19 protein-coding genes are annotated in these 20,322 nt (G+C 62.7%); 15 read left to right on the forward strand and 4 right to left on the reverse strand.

Going from position 1 to position 20,322, the window contains the following annotated elements:
* Positions 1–33: 33 nt before the first annotated feature.
* Positions 34–1,731, reverse strand: a complete 1,698-nt coding sequence (locus R4P70_RS17040) for an MFS transporter (RefSeq protein WP_019747749.1) — start codon at positions 1,729–1,731, stop codon at positions 34–36.
* 150 nt (positions 1,732–1,881) lie between these two features.
* Here R4P70_RS17040 and R4P70_RS17045 point away from each other — a divergent pair, with 150 nt between their 5' ends.
* From R4P70_RS17045 to R4P70_RS17085, 9 genes are all read left to right on the forward strand, one after another.
* Entirely contained in the window at positions 1,882–3,375 is a 1,494-nt protein-coding gene (locus R4P70_RS17045) for a condensation domain-containing protein (protein WP_019747748.1), read from the forward strand.
* Positions 3,375–4,838 (forward strand): condensation domain-containing protein, encoded by a 1,464-nt coding sequence (locus R4P70_RS17050; RefSeq protein ID WP_020969198.1) that lies wholly within the window; start codon positions 3,375–3,377, stop codon positions 4,836–4,838. The genes R4P70_RS17045 and R4P70_RS17050 overlap by 1 nt, the downstream gene beginning before the upstream one ends.
* Positions 4,839–4,956: 118 nt before the next feature.
* On the forward strand, positions 4,957–5,862 hold the full coding sequence (locus R4P70_RS17055) for a sulfurtransferase (RefSeq protein ID WP_243617112.1): 906 nt from the start codon (positions 4,957–4,959) through the stop codon (positions 5,860–5,862).
* Complete coding sequence (locus tag R4P70_RS17060) at positions 5,859–6,275, forward strand: SufE family protein (RefSeq protein WP_019747745.1); 417 nt, start codon at positions 5,859–5,861, stop codon at positions 6,273–6,275. Before R4P70_RS17055 ends, R4P70_RS17060 begins: the two co-directional genes overlap by 4 nt.
* 4 nt (positions 6,276–6,279) lie before the next feature.
* Positions 6,280–7,680, forward strand: coding sequence for a condensation domain-containing protein (locus R4P70_RS17065; RefSeq protein WP_020969197.1), 1,401 nt, complete (start codon positions 6,280–6,282; stop codon positions 7,678–7,680).
* Positions 7,681–7,818: 138 nt separating this feature from the next.
* Positions 7,819–9,615, forward strand: a complete 1,797-nt coding sequence (locus R4P70_RS17070) for an acetyl/propionyl/methylcrotonyl-CoA carboxylase subunit alpha (protein WP_019747743.1) — start codon at positions 7,819–7,821, stop codon at positions 9,613–9,615.
* A 76-nt stretch (positions 9,616–9,691) separates the two neighbouring features.
* Positions 9,692–10,117, forward strand: a complete 426-nt coding sequence (locus R4P70_RS17075; protein WP_020907074.1) for a DUF1707 domain-containing protein — start codon at positions 9,692–9,694, stop codon at positions 10,115–10,117.
* Entirely contained in the window at positions 10,117–10,467 is a 351-nt protein-coding gene (locus tag R4P70_RS17080; protein WP_003940792.1) for a hypothetical protein, read from the forward strand. The genes R4P70_RS17075 and R4P70_RS17080 overlap by 1 nt, the downstream gene beginning before the upstream one ends.
* Entirely contained in the window at positions 10,464–10,826 is a 363-nt protein-coding gene (locus tag R4P70_RS17085; RefSeq protein WP_019747741.1) for a VanZ family protein, read from the forward strand. The genes R4P70_RS17080 and R4P70_RS17085 overlap by 4 nt, the downstream gene beginning before the upstream one ends.
* Here the strand turns inward: R4P70_RS17085 and R4P70_RS17090 are convergent, their stop codons facing one another.
* The gene (locus R4P70_RS17090) at positions 10,827–11,627 is read right to left on the reverse strand and encodes a tyrosine-protein phosphatase (RefSeq protein ID WP_041814841.1); all 801 of its coding nucleotides are present in this window, start codon (positions 11,625–11,627) and stop codon (positions 10,827–10,829) included.
* A 116-nt stretch (positions 11,628–11,743) separates the two neighbouring features.
* Between R4P70_RS17090 and uraD the strand changes: the two genes are divergently transcribed.
* The 6 genes from uraD to R4P70_RS17120 all read left to right on the forward strand — a co-directional run bounded on the left by uraD (position 11,744) and on the right by R4P70_RS17120 (position 18,462).
* On the forward strand, positions 11,744–12,262 hold the full coding sequence (gene uraD, locus R4P70_RS17095) for a 2-oxo-4-hydroxy-4-carboxy-5-ureidoimidazoline decarboxylase (RefSeq protein ID WP_317831019.1): 519 nt from the start codon (positions 11,744–11,746) through the stop codon (positions 12,260–12,262).
* The gene (uraH, locus tag R4P70_RS17100) at positions 12,259–12,588 is read left to right on the forward strand and encodes a hydroxyisourate hydrolase (protein ID WP_020907070.1); all 330 of its coding nucleotides are present in this window, start codon (positions 12,259–12,261) and stop codon (positions 12,586–12,588) included. Before uraD ends, uraH begins: the two co-directional genes overlap by 4 nt.
* A gap of 64 nt (positions 12,589–12,652) precedes the next feature.
* On the forward strand, positions 12,653–13,570 hold the full coding sequence (pucL, locus tag R4P70_RS17105) for a factor-independent urate hydroxylase (protein ID WP_024487453.1): 918 nt from the start codon (positions 12,653–12,655) through the stop codon (positions 13,568–13,570).
* 53 nt (positions 13,571–13,623) lie between these two features.
* Positions 13,624–14,937, forward strand: a complete 1,314-nt coding sequence (locus tag R4P70_RS17110; protein WP_317831074.1) for an 8-oxoguanine deaminase — start codon at positions 13,624–13,626, stop codon at positions 14,935–14,937.
* A 7-nt stretch (positions 14,938–14,944) separates the two neighbouring features.
* Complete coding sequence (locus R4P70_RS17115; protein ID WP_029537912.1) at positions 14,945–15,754, forward strand: FAD binding domain-containing protein; 810 nt, start codon at positions 14,945–14,947, stop codon at positions 15,752–15,754.
* Positions 15,751–18,462 carry a molybdopterin-dependent oxidoreductase gene (locus tag R4P70_RS17120; RefSeq protein WP_317831020.1) on the forward strand — a complete coding sequence of 904 codons (2,712 nt, stop codon included), beginning with the start codon at positions 15,751–15,753 and terminating at the stop codon, positions 18,460–18,462. The genes R4P70_RS17115 and R4P70_RS17120 overlap by 4 nt, the downstream gene beginning before the upstream one ends.
* Here R4P70_RS17120 and lat read toward each other — a convergent pair.
* Together lat and R4P70_RS17130 are read right to left on the reverse strand one after the other, a co-directional pair.
* Positions 18,459–19,787 carry an L-lysine 6-transaminase gene (gene lat / locus R4P70_RS17125; RefSeq protein WP_317831021.1) on the reverse strand — a complete coding sequence of 443 codons (1,329 nt, stop codon included), beginning with the start codon at positions 19,785–19,787 and terminating at the stop codon, positions 18,459–18,461. The genes R4P70_RS17120 and lat overlap by 4 nt on opposite strands.
* Before the next feature lie 66 nt (positions 19,788–19,853).
* Positions 19,854–20,318, reverse strand: coding sequence for an Lrp/AsnC family transcriptional regulator (locus R4P70_RS17130; RefSeq protein ID WP_019747732.1), 465 nt, complete (start codon positions 20,316–20,318; stop codon positions 19,854–19,856).
* Between the last annotated feature and the right edge of the window lie 4 nt (positions 20,319–20,322).

Here is a 20,322-nt window from a genome sequence, read left to right on the forward strand (position 1 = left end):
ACTCGAACACCCGTTCGAGTCAAGGGTATTTTTTCAGACTGGGGAATTGACCCGCGGCAGGGCAGTCGAGGCCAATCCGATGCCGAGCGCAATTGCTGCGATGATCGCGAGCACGCGGCGTTGGGCTTCGAGAAACGCTTCGCCGGCCGCCGCGCGAGTAGATGCGTACGCGGCATCAACTGCCACTTGAACGGATTGGCCCCCGGCGCCGGCAGTTCCTTCGCGGCGACATTCCGGCGCCACCTCCATCGGCGTTCCGGATGCCAATTGACTTGTCGCGCAATCGACAAATGCCTTTTCGGCGATGTCGACCAGGCCGGGATTCACGCCGGCAGCTTCAAGATTCGCAACGTACTCGGGCCGCTCCCCCTGCACTGCTTGCGGAGCTTGCCCCGCGACGAGCGAGAAGAACACCACTCCGATCAAGGCCAGTCCGATCGAGCTGCCAACCTGCTGAACGGTCGGTAGCAGCCCCGACACCGAACCCGCGTGCGCGGGTTCGACCGTCGCGAGGATCGCGGTCTGCAGTGGCGCCACGAACAGTCCGAGCCCTGCGCCCCCGAGGAGGAGAGGACCGGCGAGCGCGAGCCAGCGTGGATCAGTTCCTTCGTGTTCGAGGATGACCGACAACGCGATCAGCGAGCCGGCAAAGACGACCATGCCCAAGATCAGAACGCGGTTTCCAAGCATCCGGTACACCGCGGATGAGAGAACCGCAGCCACGCCCATGCCGACGGCCCACGGGAGCGTCATCACGCCCGCTCGCAATGCGGAGAACCCGAACCCGAACTGAAGCGTGAGACTGATGGTGAAGATCAACGAAGTCAGGGTTCCGAAGAATACGAACGCAAGAACCGCGCCGATCGCGAAGGCTCGGTCGCGGAAAAGCTCCAGACGAAGGACCGGATCGCCGCCTCGTTTCGCCAGACGCGATTCGTAGAGCACAAACGCCAATGCCACCGGCACCGACATCGCGAGCATGACAACAAGACCTGTGGGCCATCCACGCGCCCTTCCCTCGGCCAGGGGAAGGATCAGCAGGAACAGCGCCAGCGATGACAGTGCGGCGCCGATGAGGTCCAGTGAGCGCACATGCTCAGCGCGAGCATCGACGAGATGGAAATACCCGAGAATCAAGGCGGCGATGCCGATCGGAATGTTGACGAAGAAGATCAGGCGCCAGCCCCAGTCGAAGAGATTCCACTCGATCAGCAGCCCGCCGATCAGAGGCCCACTGACCGTTGCGAGCCCGATGGTCGCACCGTAGATCCCGAACACTCGCGGATGCCTGGCCTTCGGAAACAGACCCGAGATGATGGCAAACGTCTGGGCGGACATCGAACCGGCCGCCAACCCTTGCAAACCCCGGAAGACGATCAACATCGTCGCGCTCTGAGCGAGCCCGCACAGCAACGAGGCCGCGACGAATACGAACAGGGCGGTCAGAAAAACAACCCTACGACCGAACAGGTCCCCCAACCTGGCCGCGGTGATCAACGAACACGCAAAAGCCAGGATGTACACGCTGACCATGAGCAACTGCGCCGATACGCCTGCTTGAAGATCGACGGCGATACTCGGAAGCGCGACGTTGACGATCGTCGCGTCGAGCAACTGCATGAACGCCGCCGCCAGACTCGTCGCCAACCCGAGCCAGGGCGTCAGAGAACCAGCTCGCCGTCCGCCCTTGTGGTCGGCGCCGACAGCGTCACCTAAAGGGTCCGGAAGCACCGAATGATCCTAATCGAACAGGACGCTTCTAGAACCTGTTCTTGTTTAGATTGTAGTATTTCGGACAATTCAGTCCCCCAGATGGGATAGTTCGTCGTCTGCCCATTTTCAGAGCAGGCTTCTCGACGACACACGCAGGAGTTCTACTCGATGGATCTGAACTTGATCACCCATTGGCACCCGCTTCCTGGACGGGTAATCGAATGGGGCGTCACGCATGCTTCCGCTCAACGAGCCGCCGAAGCCGAGATCGACCGAGAACTACCCCCGACCACGATGCAGGATCGCCACCTGCGACGCGCCCGCGTCACCGCAGAGAAGGGCGATCCGCAGTCTCCGTGGATCGGTATCGCCTTCGATTTCGCAGGAACACTCGACCGCGACGCCATGACGCGAGCCCTGCAGCGCTACGTCCGTCGCCACGACACGCTCCACAGTTGGTTCTCCTTCGACGAAGCAACCACCGACGCTGCGGACACCGCGTTCGAGGTCCGTCGACACGTGGTGCCGGTCGAGAGCATCGAACTCGCGTACCGCGTCGGCGACGACGTCTCCGAATCCGAGGCGATCCGCGCACTCGTCGCAACCAAGTTCGCAACGGAAACCAGTGCCCTTCAGTGGCCGGCCTTCGTGTTCGGTGCCGTCGAGCACCACCATGCCGACCTCGAAGCCGATCCGAGCTTCACCCTGTTCCATGCAGTCGACCACGCCCATTCGGACATGAACTCGATGGTGCTGATGTACGCGGAATTGCGTCAGCTCTACGCCGCGGAAACGACCGGGTCACATCCCGAACTGGGCCCCGCGGGAAGTTACGCACAGTTCGGTCGCGTCGAACGCGAGCGAACAACCGAACTGACGATGCAGTCACCCGAAGTGCACCAGTGGCTCGGTTACCTCATGCGCAGCGGCGGCTCGTTCCCCGGATTTCCGCTCCCGCTCGGGGCGGAAGACGCGCCCAAACCGGCTATCGGTTCACGCTTCGACCTGGCCGATGACATCGAGTGCGAGAAGTTCGGTGCGGTCTGTAAAGCCAACGGCGCCAACTTCATCGGTGGAATATTCACCGCCCTCGCGATTGCGGAATTCGAACTGGCCGGACGCGACAAGTACATCGCCCTCTCGCCGGTCAGCACACGAACCGAGGCCGACTCGTTTGCACAGGGCTGGTACATCAACCTGATCCCGGTCGGCATCGACGTCGACGACAAGCGACGCTTCACCGAGTTGGCAAAGCTCGGGCAGCAGGGGTACCACGACGGCAAGGCACTCCTCGATGTCTCTGTGCAGCAAGTCATCGACCTGGTTCTGTCGAGCTTGGCCGAGTCGGATTCCGCACCCGGCGGATTGTCGAAGACGCTCACCCCGCCGCCGATCGTCTCGTACATCGACGGCCGCCGCATGCCGGATCCATACAGTTACGCCGAGACGAAGGCAACGGGAATCGTCGGCGGCAAAGAGACGCAGATCGCGTCGATGTGGATCAACCGGATGCACACCGGTACCTGGATCGCCGTGTCCCACCCTGACACCCCCATTGCCCACGAATCGGCCACCCGCTTCGCCGAGCACGTCTCCAAGATCATCAAAACTGTTGCAGCTCAGGGCGACTACTCGTTCTCGGCACCAGAGGGAGCGTCCTGATGCATGTCACCTCGATCGATCGATACGGACTCGAGCCCGGAATCGTCACCGAATGGTCGCTCCAGCCCGCGGACGGCGCCGTCACCGAGTCGGAAGTACCACCGTCGTACAACCAGCATTTCCATCTCGAGACTGCGCGAACACACGGCATGGGCCGGAGTGTGTGGATGGCAGCCGCATTCGACCTTCCCGGAGAACTGAATCGGCCCGCACTCGATCTCGCGCTGCGCCTGTTCATCAGTCGCCATGACACTCTGCACACAGGATTCGAGGTGGGCGAGTTCACCACCACCCGAATGGGACTCGATCCCGACGGCACACACATCGAGACTTCGGAACCTGTGAAGTTCGATTCGACCGAAGACCTCCGAGCGCACCTCAAGAAGCGATTCACGACGGTATGCGATCCACTGACCTTCCCCGCCTACACGTTTGCCACGGTCGAACGCGAAGAGCACTACACGGTCCTGAGCGCCTTCGATCACACCCTCGTCGACGGCTACTCGCTGGTCATCGCCCTCGGGGAACTGCGACAGATCTACGAGGGACTGATCGCCATACCCGAACTGACCGACCACGAGGCCGTCGACGCAGTGATGAGCCGACTGGGTGACCCGGGAAGTTTCGTGCGGTACTGCGAACTGGAGGCCGACGCCCTGCTTCCCGTCGACAACGACCCTCGAATCCGAGAGTGGGCAAGGTTCTACGAGATTTGTGGTGGCACATCGCCGAGTTTCCCCTTGGATCTCGGCGTCGAGGCAGGAAAGCCCGCGCCTCAGGGCGCCGATGTGCGCGTGCTGCTCGACGAGGAACTGACCGCGAAGTTCGACGAGATCTGCCTATCCGCCGGCGGTAGCGTGTTCACCGGAATCCTCACTGCGATGGGACTTTCCGTCCACTCGTTCACCGGACAGGCGACGCTTCCACTGCAATTCCCGCTGCACATCCGCAAAGATCCACGCTGGGCCGACGCCATCGGCTGGCTCACCACGAGCGCGCCGATCACGGTCCAGATCACTCCCGATGCGGATTTCGGTGCATCCCTTGCACATACGCACGCGTCGTTCCGAGTTGCGTTGACGCTCGAGGGCGTCACCATGGCCCAGGTTCGAGATGCTTTGGGCGACAAGATTCGACGCACGCGCACCGACGTCTTCATGGTGTCGTACATCGATTACCGCAAACTACCCGGCACCGACGATCATGATCTCCTCAACGCTCATCACATCAGCAATGTGACGGTCGCCGACGATGCCCAGTTCTGGATTTCGCGAACGAACCGTGGTCTCTCGCTGCGTTCGCGCTTCCCGGACACCGACACGGCAAACGAAACCATGGTGAATTTCCTCACCGATCTCGACCGGATTCTGAGGGAAGTCTGCGCCCGGGGCGTGACGCCGATCGGAAGTGTCACCGAACAATTGAGAGATTCGAGCGTCGGGGCAGGAACACCGAGGATTTAGGGTCGGCAACGGGTACGAGCAGGCAGAACCCGCTTCCGGGCGTCTCCCCTTGCGCGCAGCGCATAGAATCGATCAAGTCCGTGTTCGAACCGAACGATTCGTCTTCAGGAGTACGCCCGTGCCCGTTGCCCCCGATCCCTCAACCGCGTTTGCCGAGTTCGCGCATCCCGACCGGTTGGTCTCGACGGAATGGCTCTCGGCGAATCTCGGTACGCCGGGCCTCAAGGTCGTCGAATCCGATGAAGACGTGTTGTTGTACGACGTCGGCCACATTCCCGGCGCAGTGAAGATCGACTGGCATCTCGACCTCAACGATCCGGTCACCCGCGATTACATCGACGGTGCGAAGTTCGCAGAGTTGATGAACCGCAAGGGCATCAGCCGCGACGACACCGTCGTCATCTACGGCGACAAGAGCAACTGGTGGGCCGCCTACGCACTCTGGGTCTTCACTCTGTTCGGCCACGAGGACGTCCGTCTTCTCGACGGTGGCCGCGATGCGTGGATCGCCGAGAACCGTGACACCGCATTCGACGTTCCCGACATCACGTCAACGGATTACCCGGTCGTCAAGCGCAACGACGCTCCCATCCGCGCATTCAAGGACGACGTACTTGCACACTTGGGCGACGGGCCGCTCATCGACGTGCGATCTCCGCAGGAGTACACCGGCGAGCGCACCCACATGCCCGACTACCCCGAAGAGGGTGCGTTGCGCGGTGGACACATTCCCAGCGCTCTCAGCATCCCGTGGGCGAAGGCAGCGGCACCGGACAGCCGCTTCCGCACCCGCACCGAACTCGGCGAGATCTACAGCGGTCTGTCGGCCGACGACAACATCGTCGCGTACTGCCGCATCGGTGAGCGTTCCAGCCACACCTGGTTCGTGTTGACCCATCTTCTCGGCTACCCGAACGTTCGTAACTACGACGGTTCCTGGACAGAGTGGGGCAATGCAGTGCGCGTCCCGATCGTCCAGGGCGAAGAGCCCGGCGCAGTTCCTTCCTCCGTATCGGCGTCATGAGCACTCTTCCTTCGGCTCTGGCCGAGATCGTCGACGACTTCGCAGCCGTCGGCGCCTCGGACAAGCTCACCCTTCTTCTCGAGTTCAGCCGAGAGCTACCGCCGTTGCCGGCGGAGCTCGAGCAGAGCGCGATGGAGCCGGTCCCCGAATGTCAGTCGCCGCTGTTCCTCTCGGTCGACGATTCGGATCGCGACAACGTCCGTCTGTACTTCAGCGCGCCCCCCGAGGCTCCCACGACGCGTGGTTTCGCATCGATCCTCGCGCAGGGGCTCGACGGTCACAGCGCGGACGAGATCCTCGGTGTACCCGACGACTTCTATTCGGCGCTCGGTCTCGCAGAAGCTGTGAGCCCGCTCCGTCTGCGCGGAATGTCGGCCATGCTCGCGCGCATCAAGCGGCACTTGCGGGGCTGAAAACATGGAGTTCACCGAACTGGCCGACTATGCGATTCCGGCCGGCGCACTCGTCGAATGGTTGCCGTGCGCAACCGGGCCTTGGGTTCCGGATCCGCGGCCCGTCTCCTACATTCACGAGGCACATCTCAACCGTTCCGCTGCAGGCGCGGGCGACAAGTCTTGGCTGGGAACAGCTTTCGAGATTTCCGGCCCGCTCGATGTCGATGCGTTCCGAGTCGCCCTCGGCCGCTGGATCGACCGTCATGAAGTTCTGCGCTCGCATACCGTCCTCGAGCCCTCGAGTGGCGAGATCACCCGGCACACCGTCCCGATCGGCGGAATCGACATCGGGGTCGTCAGCCACGGCTACGACGCGTCCAGCCAGGACAACTTCGACCACCTTCACCGCCTGTTCGACGATTACGCGTCCCCGCACAGTTGGCCGTCGTACGTCTTCGCGACGTTGACGCCCCGCGGTGGCGACGGTCCGTTCACCGTGTTCTTCGCGGCGGACCACTCGATCATCGACGGTTTCTCGATCGTGCTGGTCGCTCACGAGATTGCAGCGCTGTACCGCGAGGCCTCGACCGGCAGCGCTGCAAATCTGTTCCCGGTGGGCAGCTACGTCGATTTCGGTGCCGTCGAACGCGAGCAGATGGCCGACATGGAAGCCGAGAAGGCTGCGGTGGAGATCTGGCGTAAGGCTCTCGGAACGGACGGGTTACCCCAGTTCCCGCTACCGATCGGTGAACGCGGAACCGATTCTCAGAACGGCCTGTCGACCTGGCTGCTCGACGCCGAGCAGTCCAAGGCCTTCAGTTCGACGTGTGCAGCCGCCGGCGTGGGTTATTTCGCCGGACTACTCGGCGGACTTGCGGCCGTAGGTCGCGAAGTCGCGGGATCCGATCAATTCGAGGTCGTGACGCCGGTTCACACCCGCAGCGCTCAGGAGTGGGCGGGTGCGCTCGGCTGGTTCGTCGGACTGTGCCCGGTCGAGTTCGCCGTTGGATCGGACTGTTCGTTCGGCGACCTCGCGACACGCGCCGCCGAATCGATCGCTTCGGTCAAGCCTGCCGCCGCGGTCCCGTTCGATCGGATCGGTGAGCACCTCGAAACCCCGATTCGACCGCGATTCGTGGTGTCCTACATGGACGTTCGCTTTGTACCCGAGGCCGCACAGTGGCCCGAATGGAACGCCAGAGCACTTCGAAGCAAGGCATACACGCACGACGTATACATCTGGATCAACCGCACACCCCAAGGCCTCAATCTCGCAGTCAGGTATCCAGGCAATGAGACGGCGAACGCCGCGGTTCACGCCTACGTGGCCGCACTGCGCCGGACCGTCGAAGAAATCGTCGCCGAACCGGACACCGGCACCTCCGGCAGCTACTCATCGGTAGTTTTCGAAACCGTTTCCTAAGCCGGAGTGGGCTTTAGCGATCCGGTTACAGCCAGCGCCGAAGCGATGCATACACTCCGAAGTGATGCCAATCCCCCGATGGTGAAATCCCAGAGGAATACACCGCGGAGACAGACTATGCGAACCACAGGAGGCTCAGTGCCCAGTCATGCCAGCGCGCACATTACGAAGGTGCTTGTCGCGAACCGCGGTGAAATCGCGGTACGGGTCATCCGGGCGGCCAAGGATGCCGGCTACGGCAGCGTTGCCGTTTACGCCGAGCCCGACGCAGAAGCGCAGTTCGTGAAGCTCGCAGACGAGGCATTTGCCCTCGGCGGACAGACGTCCGCCGAGTCCTACCTCGTGTTCGACAAGATCCTCGATGCAGCCAAGAAGTCCGGCGCCGACGCCATCCACCCCGGCTACGGCTTCCTCTCCGAGAACGCCGACTTCGCCCAGGCCGTCATCGACGCGAACCTCATCTGGATCGGTCCGTCACCGCAGTCCATCCGCGACCTCGGCGACAAGGTCACGGCACGCCACATCGCAGAACGCGCGAAGGCCCCGATGGCTGCCGGCACCAAGGACCCCGTCAAGGGCGCAGACGAGGTCGTCGCATTCGCCAAGGAATACGGCGTACCGGTTGCGATCAAGGCTGCCTTCGGCGGCGGTGGACGCGGCATGAAGGTCGCCCAGACCATCGAGGAAATCCCCGAGCTGTTCGAGTCGGCCACCCGTGAGGCCATCGCAGCCTTCGGTCGCGGCGAGTGCTTCGTCGAGCAGTACCTGGACAAGGCCCGCCACGTCGAGGCTCAGGTCATCGCCGACCAGCACGGCAACGTCGTCGTCGCCGGTACCCGCGACTGCTCACTGCAGCGTCGCTTCCAGAAGCTCGTCGAAGAGGCTCCGGCTCCGTTCCTGACGGACGACCAGCGCGCACGCATCCACGCGTCCGCCAAGGCCATCTGCAAGGAAGCCGGCTACTACGGCGCCGGAACGGTCGAGTACCTGGTTCAGGGCGACACCATCTCCTTCCTCGAGGTCAACACCCGCCTGCAGGTCGAGCACCCCGTCACGGAAGAGACCGCGGGCATCGACCTGGTGCGTCAGCAGTTCCTCATCGCCAACGGCGAAGAACTCTCCATCAAGGAAGATCCCACCCCGCGTGGACACTCCTTCGAGTTCCGCATCAACGGTGAAGACGCCGGCCGCGGCTTCATGCCCGCCCCCGGCCCGGTCTCCGTCTACCGTGAGCCCACGGGCCCCGGCGTCCGCGTCGATTCCGGTGTCGTCGCCGGCGACGTCATCGGCGGACAGTTCGACTCCATGCTCGCCAAGCTCATCGTCACCGGCGCCACCCGCGAAGAAGCCCTCCAGCGGGCATCGCGCGCTCTGGCCGAGTTCGAGATCGACGGCCTCGCGACCGTCCTCCCGTTCCACCGCCACATCGTCGAGAACCCGGCGTTCGTCGGTGACGGCGAGAAGTTCGACATCTACACCAAGTGGATCGAAACCGACTGGGAAAACACCATCGAGCCGTACGCCGGTTCCGGTGCACCGGTCGACGACGAGGACGAGGCTCTGCCGCGTCAGAACGTCGTCGTCGAGGTCGGTGGACGTCGCGTCGAGGTTTCCCTCCCGGGCCAGTTCTCGCTCGGCAACGGCGGCGGCGCAGCATCCGGTGCCATCCGCAAGAAGCCGAAGGCACGCAAGCGCGGCGGCGCCGGCGGCGGCGCAGCATCCGGTGACGCCGTCACCGCTCCGATGCAGGGCACCGTCGTCAAGGTCGCAGTGACCGAAGGCCAGGAAGTCGCAGAAGGTGACCTGATCGCGGTTCTCGAAGCCATGAAGATGGAAAACCCCGTCAACGCGCACAAGGCCGGTGTCGTCACCGGACTGTCCGTCGAGCCGGGTGCAGCAATCACGCAGGGAACGGTTCTCGCAGAACTGAAGTAAGGCCTCCGGCCCCGTGCGCCTTTCCGGTAGTCCCCACTACCGGAAAGGCGCACAGTCGTTTGAGTAGGCTGTAACGATGGCTGACGTCCCCGACATTCGCATCGGCACTGCAGAACGCGAGCAGGCACTCGATCTCCTGAGCGAGCACTTCGCCGCAGGCCGCCTCACCGTCACGGAGTTCGACGAGAGAAGCGGAATCGTCAGTGCCGCAACAACTCGCAGTGAACTCGTTCCGGTGTTCGCCGATCTACCGGGCAACTATCAAGCTCCAGGCACCGCTCCCCTGTCGATGGTGACACCTCCCGCCGCACCGGCGGAGCGACGATTCAACCCCGACTGGTCCGGTCGCGTCATGGCCGTCATCCCGATTCTCGCGGTGATCCTGTTCTTCGTCACCGGTACCTGGTTGTGGTTCCTCGCGATTCCCCTCGCCGGTGCACTGCTGTTCGGTACCGACAGGGAACGCAAAGCCAAGCGTCGCCGCGAGCGGGACTCCGACTGATGGAGCCGATCGAGATCAACGCAGGCGGATGGTATCTGCGAGCACTGCGCGCAGACGAGCGTGTGGACGACCGCCCTGCCCTTGCCGACGGCGGTATCACCGACCCCGATTACGTGAGTCAGCGGAGCGCTCAGTGGCACGAAAACAGCGTCTACTCCTGGGCCGTGTGCCAGCCCAACACCGGTGAGCTTCTCGCCGAGGTCGTTCTGACGCCTCTCGACTCCACCGCCCTGCTGACCGGCTGGGCCCGCGACGGGCACACCGAGGCGCTCACGACAGCCGCCGACGCCGTCACCAGGTTCGCCGAAGGTGCACTCGGACTCGTCGTCGTCGAGGGGCAGACGAATTGAAGAACAACCGATACTGGCCGCTGGCGATCGCCGTGGTCATTGCCCTGATCATGCTCTTCTCCCCGGGCTCCACCGTCCCGTCGAGCCCGGAGAACACCGACAAGATCACTCACACGTTGATGTTCGCGGTGCTGGCGATCACCTCGTTGCACGCCCGGATCCCGGCGTGGATCACCGCGGTCTGGCTCGTGATTTTTGCTGCGACGTCCGAGGTTCTTCAAGCAGCGCTGCCCATTTCGCGTTCCGGTTCGATCTGGGACGGCACCGCCGACCTGCTCGGCATCGCCATCGGCATCGGTATCGTCAGCCTCGTGATGCGGCGTCGAACGGCCCGCGACGACGAGCCGAGCAGGTCCTGATCAGCTGAGCAGGTTGCTCCGCAATTGTTCCTGGGTCGACGCGTCGATCTTCAGGCCGTCGGTGAAGTAGGCCTCGATCGATCCGTGGACCTGCGCAAGCTCTGCCATCGACGCCTCCAGGTACTCGCGCCTGACACCGAGGACGCCTTCGAGCAGGGTCGGATCGATACCCTTGGCCTCGAATCGCTCGAGGAGCGGCGCGAACATCGGCAACAGAACCTTGTTGGTTTCGAGGTAGTCCGCGAAGACCGCGTCCTCGGAGGCACCCAGGAACAGCAGTAGCGCGGCTGCGGCCCAGCCCGTGCGGTCCTTGCCCGTGGTGCAGTGAATGAGTGCCGGCGAGCTGGGCGGCTGCGCCAAGTCGACGAACAGTTGCCGGTACGACGCGACCGCACTCGGCAAGGTCACGAAATCGCGGTAACTTCCCTGAAAGTACTCGAGCGCCTGGCCGCTACCCAACGCTTCGGCAGCAAACGCCGGGTCGGCGATCATCTGCTGCATCTGAGCCGGAATGGCGCGATACTGCTTGTCCGCCAATACGTCCAGGCCGAGTTCTCGGATTCCGTCCGGCGTCAGATCCGGCGCCGTCTCGCGTTCGGACTCGGTGCGCAGATCGTAGATCGTGACGATGCCCAGATCGGCGAGGGTCTGTGCGCCCTCCGCACTGAGCGATGCCAGATCGGTGGAACGAAACACACTCCCGGTGCGGACGGTGCCACCGAAGCTCGATTCGGGGCCACCGATGTCTCGGAGGTTCGCCAGGGACGGTACGACGGAAGACAGCTTCGGAGTATCGGTCATACCTAAGAATGTATCTGTCACCGGAAAAGGGCGGCCGGAGAAATAAGATCGAGACACATCATCTCCCGTAATTGCTGCGCTACAGATCCGTAACATGCTCAAGTAATCCTGTGGACATGCCTACAACGAATTCCAGTGGTCTCGGAGCCTTCGATGCGCTCGGTGACCACCAGGCAGTCGCGGCGCTGCTCGAGTGTTGCCATTCCGCCGTGTGGGCACAGGAAATCGCCTCGTCTCGCCCGTTCACCGATCTGGAAGCTCTGTTCGACAAAGCAGATGCGGTGCTGGCCGAGCTTCCCGAGTCCGAGATCGACGACGCTCTGTCCGGCCACCCACGAATCGGTGAGCGAAGCGAAAGCGCGGTCTCGACCCGTGAACAGTCGGGAGTCTCGTCCGCGACAGAAGACGTCCTCGCGGAACTTCGACAGAAGAACGCCGAGTACGAAGAGACATTCGGCCATGTTTACCTGGTCTGCGCGTCGGGGAAATCTGGAACGGAGCTCCTCGACATCCTTCGAGGCCGTCTCCGAAACGACCCGGCGACCGAGCGTTCCGTGCTTCGAACCGAATTGGCCGCCATCAATCGAATCAGGCTTGCCCGTCTGATCGATTCACTCGCCGGAGGCGCAGCATGAGCAAGACCCTGAGCACGCACGTTCTCGACGCGACGACGGGCATTCCCGCGGCGGGGATTCGCGTCGAACTTCGTGATCGAGACGGCGTCACGATCACCAGTGCCGAGACCGACTCCGACGGCCGCATCCCCGAACTTGCTCCCGGTGGTCTGGTCACCGGTCACTACACCCTGACTTTCGACACGGGAACGTATTTCGAGACCAACGGACAAGAGAACTTCTACCCGGAAGTGACAGTGACCTTCCGGGTGGACGACACGGCGCGGGGCTATCACGTCCCACTGTTGCTGTCGCCCTTTGCTTATTCCACCTATCGCGGGAGCTGAACACGTGACTACCGAAAACATCACGACCGGCAACATCACGACCGGTGTTACAAGCACCGACCGGTTGAGCGGATCCATCGAACTTACCGGTCACCAGTACGGCAAAGCTGAGAACAGGGTAGTCCGAATCTACCGCGACACTCCTCGTCACGAGATCCACGACATCAACGTCTCCACCTGCCTGCGTGGAGATTTCGCCGACGCGTACCTCACCGGCGATCAGTCGAAGGTTCTGCCGACCGACACGCAGAAACAAACGGCCTATTCCTACGCCAAGGAAAAGGGTCTGATCTCGATCGAGACGTACGGACTCGAACTCGCCCGTCATTTCGTCGACGACATCGAACCGGTCAGTGGCGCGCGGATCGAGATCGAGGAATACGCTTGGGAGCGTGCGATTGTCGACGGCAGCGAGCACGACTACACCTGGATTCGGAAGGGTCAGGAAGTTCGGACGGCGTCGATCACAATCTCCGATACTGGGACAGCCGATGCCGGGACGTGGGTGATCGGCGGTTTGAAGGACCTGGTGATCCTCAAATCGACCGGTAGTGAGTTCTCGGGTTTCCTCGAAGATCCGTACACGATCCTCGAGCCGACAGACGACCGCGTCATGGCGACGACGTTGGTCGCCCAGTGGCGATTCGTCACCACCGACGTCGACTGGGAATCGGTCTACGTGGGTATCAAGGCACAAATCGTCAAACAGTTCGCGCAGGTGCATTCACTTGCCTTGCAGCAGACGCTCTTCCACATCGGCAAGGCAATTCTCGAAGAGTTTCCGATCATTGCCGAGGTTCGACTGTCGGCACCCAACAAGCATCATTTCGAATATGCACTCGGCCGCTTCGGAGTCGAGAACGACAACGAGGTGTTCCACGCCGCCGATCGTCCGTACGGGTTGATCCAAGCTGCGGTCAGCCGATCCGACGCACCAGACGCGGGGCCGTCGTGGACACCCTATTCAGGCTGGTTGTCGTGACCGACCCGGCCCTCGGGACCACTCTCGTCGTCGTCAATGCCCATGTGGTCACGATGGACAGCGAGCGTTCCGAGCACCCCGACGGCTACGTCGTGATCTCGGGCAACAAGATTGTCGACGTGGGGGCCGGAAAGGCTCCCGTGTACCCCAATGCGCACGTGATCGACGGCAACGGTTGCCTGATCACGCCCGGTCTGGTGAACACACATCATCATCTCTACCAATGGATCACCCGTGGCCTGGCAGCAGACTCGACGCTCTTCGAGTGGCTGACCACGCTGTACCCCGTCTGGGCGGGTATCGACGCCGACGCCGTCCACGTGGCGGCCACCGGCGGACTCACCTGGTTGGCAAAAACCGGATGTACGACCACCACCGACCACCACTACGTCGTTCCCCGTGACGCCGGCGACGTTTTCGAAGCCGAGATCACCGCCGCTGCGCAGGTTGGCCTTCGATTCCACCCGTGTCGTGGGTCGATGGACCTCGGTCAGAGTTCCGGCGGACTGCCACCGGATCACGTCGTGGAAAGACTCGACGACATCCTGACCGGCACGCAGTCGGTGATCGACCGCTGGCACGATCCGAATGCGGGGTCGATGCTGCAGATCGCGGTAGCTCCCTGCTCACCCTTCTCGGTGACGGAGTCACTGCTCCGAGAGTCCGCGACGCTGGCCCGCGAAAACGGCGTGCGAATGCACACGCATCTCGCCGAGACCCTGGACGAGGAAAGCTTCTGCCGAGAGCTTTTCGGTTGCACGCCGGTCGAATACATGGAACGCGTCGGCTGGGTGGGTCCGGACGTCTGGTACGCCCACGCAGTCCATCTCGACGACGCCGGTATCGAGACGATGGCGCGAACCGGAACTGCCGCGGCACACTGTCCGACCTCCAATGCGCGACTGGGGGCCGGTATCGCCCGTGCCGCCGATCTGGTGAAGGGCGGGGTCACCGTGGGGCTCGGTGTGGACGGCGCGGCGAGCAACGAAGCATGCAGTCTGATCGAGGAGTCTCGTCATGCGCTTCTGTTTGCTCGCGCCAAGGGCGGACCGCAGACGATGACGGTGCGAAAAGCCTTGGAATTGGGAACGATCGGCGGCGCACGAGTTCTGGGCCGCGAGGGCGAAATCGGATCGATCGAGGTCGGAAAACTTGCCGACCTGGCGGTGTGGAAACTCGACACCGTCGCGCATGCCGGCATCACCGATCCGGTGGCGGCGCTCGTACTCGGCTCGACGCCCCCGCTGAAGTTACTACTCGTCAACGGGCGAATCGTAGTTGCCGACGGACGAGTCACCACCGTCGACGAGGACGTCGTGGCCTCGGATGTCGCACGCGCACAACGCGACCTACTCGGAAAGGCTTGAGGCAGCGATGGATCTGCACAGCGTCGACGAAGTTCTGGTGCCGCGGACCCGCGCCGAGCTCCCCTGTGCCTCACCCGGTATCGGGTTCATCGGCGGCGGCACCTGGCTGTACTCGGAACCGCAGCCGCACCTGACCACTCTTGTCGACCTTGCGGGCTTCGACTGGAAAGCTGTCGCGGTCGGCGATCTCGGTCTCGAAATCGCGGCCACCTGCACCATCGAGGAACTGTGCCGCGCCGATCTTCCCACCTCATGGTCCGCCGCAGCGCTGTTCCAACACTGCGCTGACGCACTGCTCGCATCGTGGAAGGTGTTGCGATACGCGACCGTCGGCGGCAACATCGCGCTCTCCTTCCCGGCCGGAGCGATGACGACTCTGTGCACCGCTCTCGATGCCGAACTGACGATCTGGCGTCCGGACGGCACCGAATACTCAGTCCCCGTAGTCGATTTCGTCATCGACGATTCTCGCAACGTGCTCGGCCCCGGCGAGATCATCCGCAGTATCCGGATTCCCGTGCATGCACTGACCGCACGTACCGCGATGCGAAAGCTGGCACAGACGTCACTCGGGCGATCGGCCGTAGCCGTTGCCGGACGCTGCGGTGCCGACGGTTTCACACTGGCGATCACCGCCGCGACCCGCCGTCCGTACGCTCTGAAATTCGACGAACTCCCCGACGCCGCTGCGCTTGCGGATGCGTTGCACAGCAGGATTCCGGAAGACGCCTACTTCACCGATGTCCATGGAACTGCGCCGTGGCGGAAGGCGATGACTGACCTTCTCGCCGAAGAAATCCGAGGTGAACTGGAATGAAGTACTCGGTGGACGGAGTTCCCCGCGACGACCAGCCCCGCCCAGGACAGTGCCTGCGAACCTTCCTCCGCGAGCACGGAGCGAACTCCGTCAAGAAGGGGTGCGATGCCGGAGACTGCGGCGCCTGCTCGGTTCTGGTCGACGGACACCCCACCCATTCGTGCATATTTCCCGCCCACCGCCTCGGCGGCCGCGACGTCGTCACCGCCGCCGGCCTCGGAACACCGGAGAAACTTCACCCCATTCAACAGGCATTCGTGGACGCCGGTGGATTCCAATGTGGTTTCTGTACAGCGGGAATGGTAGTCACCGCATCAGCGCTGTCGGTCGAACAAAAATCCGATCTCGCGTGCTCGATGAAAGGTAACCTGTGCCGTTGCACCGGTTATCGGTCCATTCGTGACGCCCTCGCGGGTACATCCAATACCGAGACCGCCAAAACAGGCGGGGCACAAGGGCGTTCCATCGCAGCCCCGGCGTCCGCACGCATCGTCACGGGGACCGAGCAGTACACCATGGACTTCTCCCCGGGTGAGAAGCCGATCGGCCTGCTTCACGTCGCAGTACTCGGCAGTCCGCACGCACACGCACACATAACCCGGATAGACACGGCAGCAGCGGAAGCGGCGCCGGGCGTCGCCGCGGTCCTCACCTTTCAGGACAGTCCGGACGTGCTGTTCTCGACCGCCCGGCACGAGGACCGCAACGACGATCCGGACGACACGCGGGTGTTCGACAGGACCGTCCGTTTCCGCGGCCAGCGCGTCGCCGCGGTCATCGCCGAAACCCCGACGCAGGCGGAACGTGCACTCTCGCTGATCGAAGTCGACTACGAGGTACTCGACGCGGTATTCGAACCAGATCTGGCGCGTTCCCCCGGCGCTCCGCTCCTGCACGGCGACAAAGACGAGAGCTCGCGGATCGCAGAAGTCCCTCGCAACGTGGTTGCCGCGCTTCACGATGGTGTCGGCGATCTGGACCGTGCGCTCGCGGATGCCACTGCAGTCGTCGAAGGTACGTGGAAAACTGCGCGAGTCCAGCACGTGGCCTTGGAAACTCACGGCGCAGTGGGGTGGCTCGACGAGGACGGCCGTCTCGTCATCAGAAGCAGCACACAGGTGCCGTTTCTGGTTCGGGACGAATTGGCGCACATCTTCGATCTCGATCGCAGCCGAATCCGGGTGTTCGCCAAGCGGGTAGGTGGAGGCTTCGGCGGGAAGCAGGAACTACTCACCGAAGATCTGGTCGCACTCGCCGTCCTGCGAACGGGTAGGCCCGTCGCTTACGAGTTCAGCCGCAGCGATCAGTTCACCATCGCACCGTCACGGCACCCGATGCGAGTTTCGGTTCGCGCCGGCGCCGATGCCGACGGAACTCTCACTGCACTGGCCATCGACGTCCTTTCCGACGCCGGGGCGTACGGGAACCATTCGATCGGAGTCATGTTCCACGGTTGCGCCGAATCCATGGCGGTCTATCGCGCTGCAACCAAACGCGTCGACGCCGAAGCGGTCTACACGAACAACGTTCCGTCCGGCGCCTTCCGTGGTTACGGGCTCGGCCAGATCATCTTCGCCGTCGAGTCGGCCATGGATCAGCTCGCTGATCGTCTCGGCATGGACCCCTTCGAGTTTCGGCGGCGAAACGTCGTCGTACCCGGAGACGATTTTGTCGACTGGCACGTCGAGGACGGTGATCTCGAATTCGGCAGCTACGGACTGGACCAGTGCATCGACCTCGTCGACAGTGCACTGTCGAGCGGACGCGGCGAGGCTGCACCGGCAGGGTCGCGTTGGCAGATCGGTCGGGGCATGGCAATTGCCATGATCGCGACGATCCCGCCGCGTGGTCACTTCTCCGACACCACCGTCGCACTCGAGGCCGACGGTCGGTACGTCGTGAACATCGGCACCGCTGAGTTCGGCAACGGAACCACCACGATTCACCAACAGATCGCGGCCACCGAATTGCGGACGACAGTCGATCGCATCACGATTGTTCAATCCGACACCGATGCCGGCGGACACGACACCGGAGCATTCGGGTCGACGGGAACGGTGGTCGCCGGCAAGGCGCTCCTGATCGCCTGCGAGCGCCTTCGCGAGCGAATACTGACCCGTGCGGTGCGATTGAGCGGCCGCGGCGCGCAGATCGACGATCTTTCGCCGGACGGGGTCGAAACGTCCCACGGTTGCCTCGATTTCGCGACGTTACTCGAAGGTGGCCCGCTCGCCGCTGACGGTCGCCACGACGGAACACCGCGCTCGGTCTCGTTCAACGTTCACGGTTTTCGCGTTGCCGTCGACACGGATACCGGACGGGTGAAGATCCTGCAGTCGGTTCAGGCCGCCGATGCCGGCACCGTCATGAACCCGGCACAACTGCGAGGGCAGGTGGAAGGCGGTGTCGGACAGGCCCTCGGCGCTGCGCTGTCGGAGGAAATCGTCATCGAAGAAGGCCGAGTGATCAATCCTCAGCTACGCAATTACCACGTTCCACAGATCGGAGATTTGCCGATCACCGAAGTACTGTTTGCCGACACGTACGACAAACTCGGGCCTTTCGGCGCAAAATCGATGAGTGAGGCCCCCTTCAATCCGGTAGCACCGGCGTTGGCAAACGCGATAGCCAACGCGTGTGGAGTGCGTATGTACTCCACACCGATGACACCGGATCGAGTGTGGAGCGAACTCCAGGCCAGAGCCTAGACTTCGCGCTCGAGCACTCGCTCGACTGCGTCGACCGCGTCGTCCAACTCACCGGTGGTCACCGTCAGCGCGGGACGGAATCTGATTCCTCTCTTCCCGGTTGGCAGTATCATCACATGCTCGTCTTCTCGCAGTCGCTGGACGACGCGATCACGAAGGTCACTGTCCGCCAACGTAATCGCGCACATCAGACCACGACCGCGCGGCTCGGTCGCCGCCGCGTAGCGCCCGCAGACTTCGGTCAACCGGGCAAGGAGATGCGCACCCGTGAATCGCGCGCGGTCGATCAGTCGGTCCTGCTCGATGACTTCGAGTATCCGCCGGGCGCGCACCATGTCGGTGAGGTTGCCACCCCACGTCGAATTGATCCGGGAACTGACGTGAAACACATTGTCGCGCACTTCATCCACTCGACCGCCGGCCATGATGCCGCAGACCTGCGTTTTCTTACCGAAGGCAACCACATCCGGATGCAATCCCAATTGCTGATAGGCCCAAGCGGTTCCGGTGATTCCGCATCCCGTTTGCACCTCGTCGAGAATGAAGAGGGCGTCATTCTCACGACACAGCTCTTGCATCGCCTGCAGGAATTCCGGCCTGAGGTGATGGTCACCGCCTTCGCCTTGGATCGGCTCGGCGATGAAACAGGCTATATCGTCGGGGTTGTCGGAAAACGCTCGGCGCGCTTGCTCGAGAGCTTGCCTCTCCGCAGCTTCGACATCGCGACCGTCTGCGAGATACGGCGAGTCGATCCGGGGCCAGTCGAACTTGGGGAATCTCGCGACCTTGCCCGGTTCGGTATTGGTGAGTGACATCGTGTATCCGCTACGACCGTGGAAGGCCTCGGTCAAATGCAGGACCTTCGCCCCCAGATCGCTTGACAATCCACGGCTTTCGTTCAACCGACTCTTCCAGTCGAAGGCAACCTTGAGCGCATTTTCCACCGCAAGTGCCCCGCCGTCCACGAAGAACAAGTGTGGGAGCTCCGAATCCCCCAGGACCCGAGCGAAAGCCGCAACGAAGCGCGCCATAGGCTCGGTGTAGATGTCGGAATTACTCGGCTTGTTGGAGGCGACAACGGCCAATTCCTGCTGGAATTCCTCGTCGTCGGCAATCGCCGGGTGATTCATCCCCAGGGCGGAAGAGCCGAAGAAACCGAACATGTCCAGAAACTCGGTGCCGTCTCGCAGGTCGCGGAGATACGAACCTTGCGACCTTTGCACATCGAGAATCAGATCGAATCCGTCCACGAGAATGCTGGCCTTCAGCACCTCGTAGACCGGAAAGAGCGCACTGTCACCGAAGTCTCGCATCGCAGTACTCATACTGCGAAGATTATGTCAATTTTACGAAAGTGTCGATAGGAAGCCGTAAAAGTTACGGAACACCCGTCATTCGTCGTAAAAAGTTTGTAGGATGATGGTGCTTCGCGTGTTGACGTTGGCTGCCGTACGGATCTCCTGCAGCAATCGTTCCAACGCGCGAGGTGACGCCACCCGGACCAGGAGGACGTAGCTTTCGCTCCCGGCCACGGAGTGACACGAGACGACGGCCGGTAGATGACGCAAGCGAGCAGGCGCATCGTCGGGCTGCGAAGGATCGAGAGGAGTGATGGCGACAAATGCGGACAGATTATGACCGAGTGCCTCCGGATCGATCTTCGCCGAGTAGCCACGGATCACCTTGCGAGACTCCAATCGACGCACTCTCGACTGGACTGCAGAGATCGAGAGTCCGGCCTTCTCAGCAAGACTCGCGAGAGTGGCACGGCCGTCCAAGACCAATTCACGCATCAAAAGTCGATCGGTTTCGTCGACCGGAACCCCGGCAGCGTCACTGGTTTCTGTTTCTCGCACCTGC

It is taken from the genome of Rhodococcus sp. IEGM 1241, assembly GCF_033142365.1.
Lineage (GTDB): Bacteria > Actinomycetota > Actinomycetes > Mycobacteriales > Mycobacteriaceae > Rhodococcus_F > Rhodococcus_F erythropolis.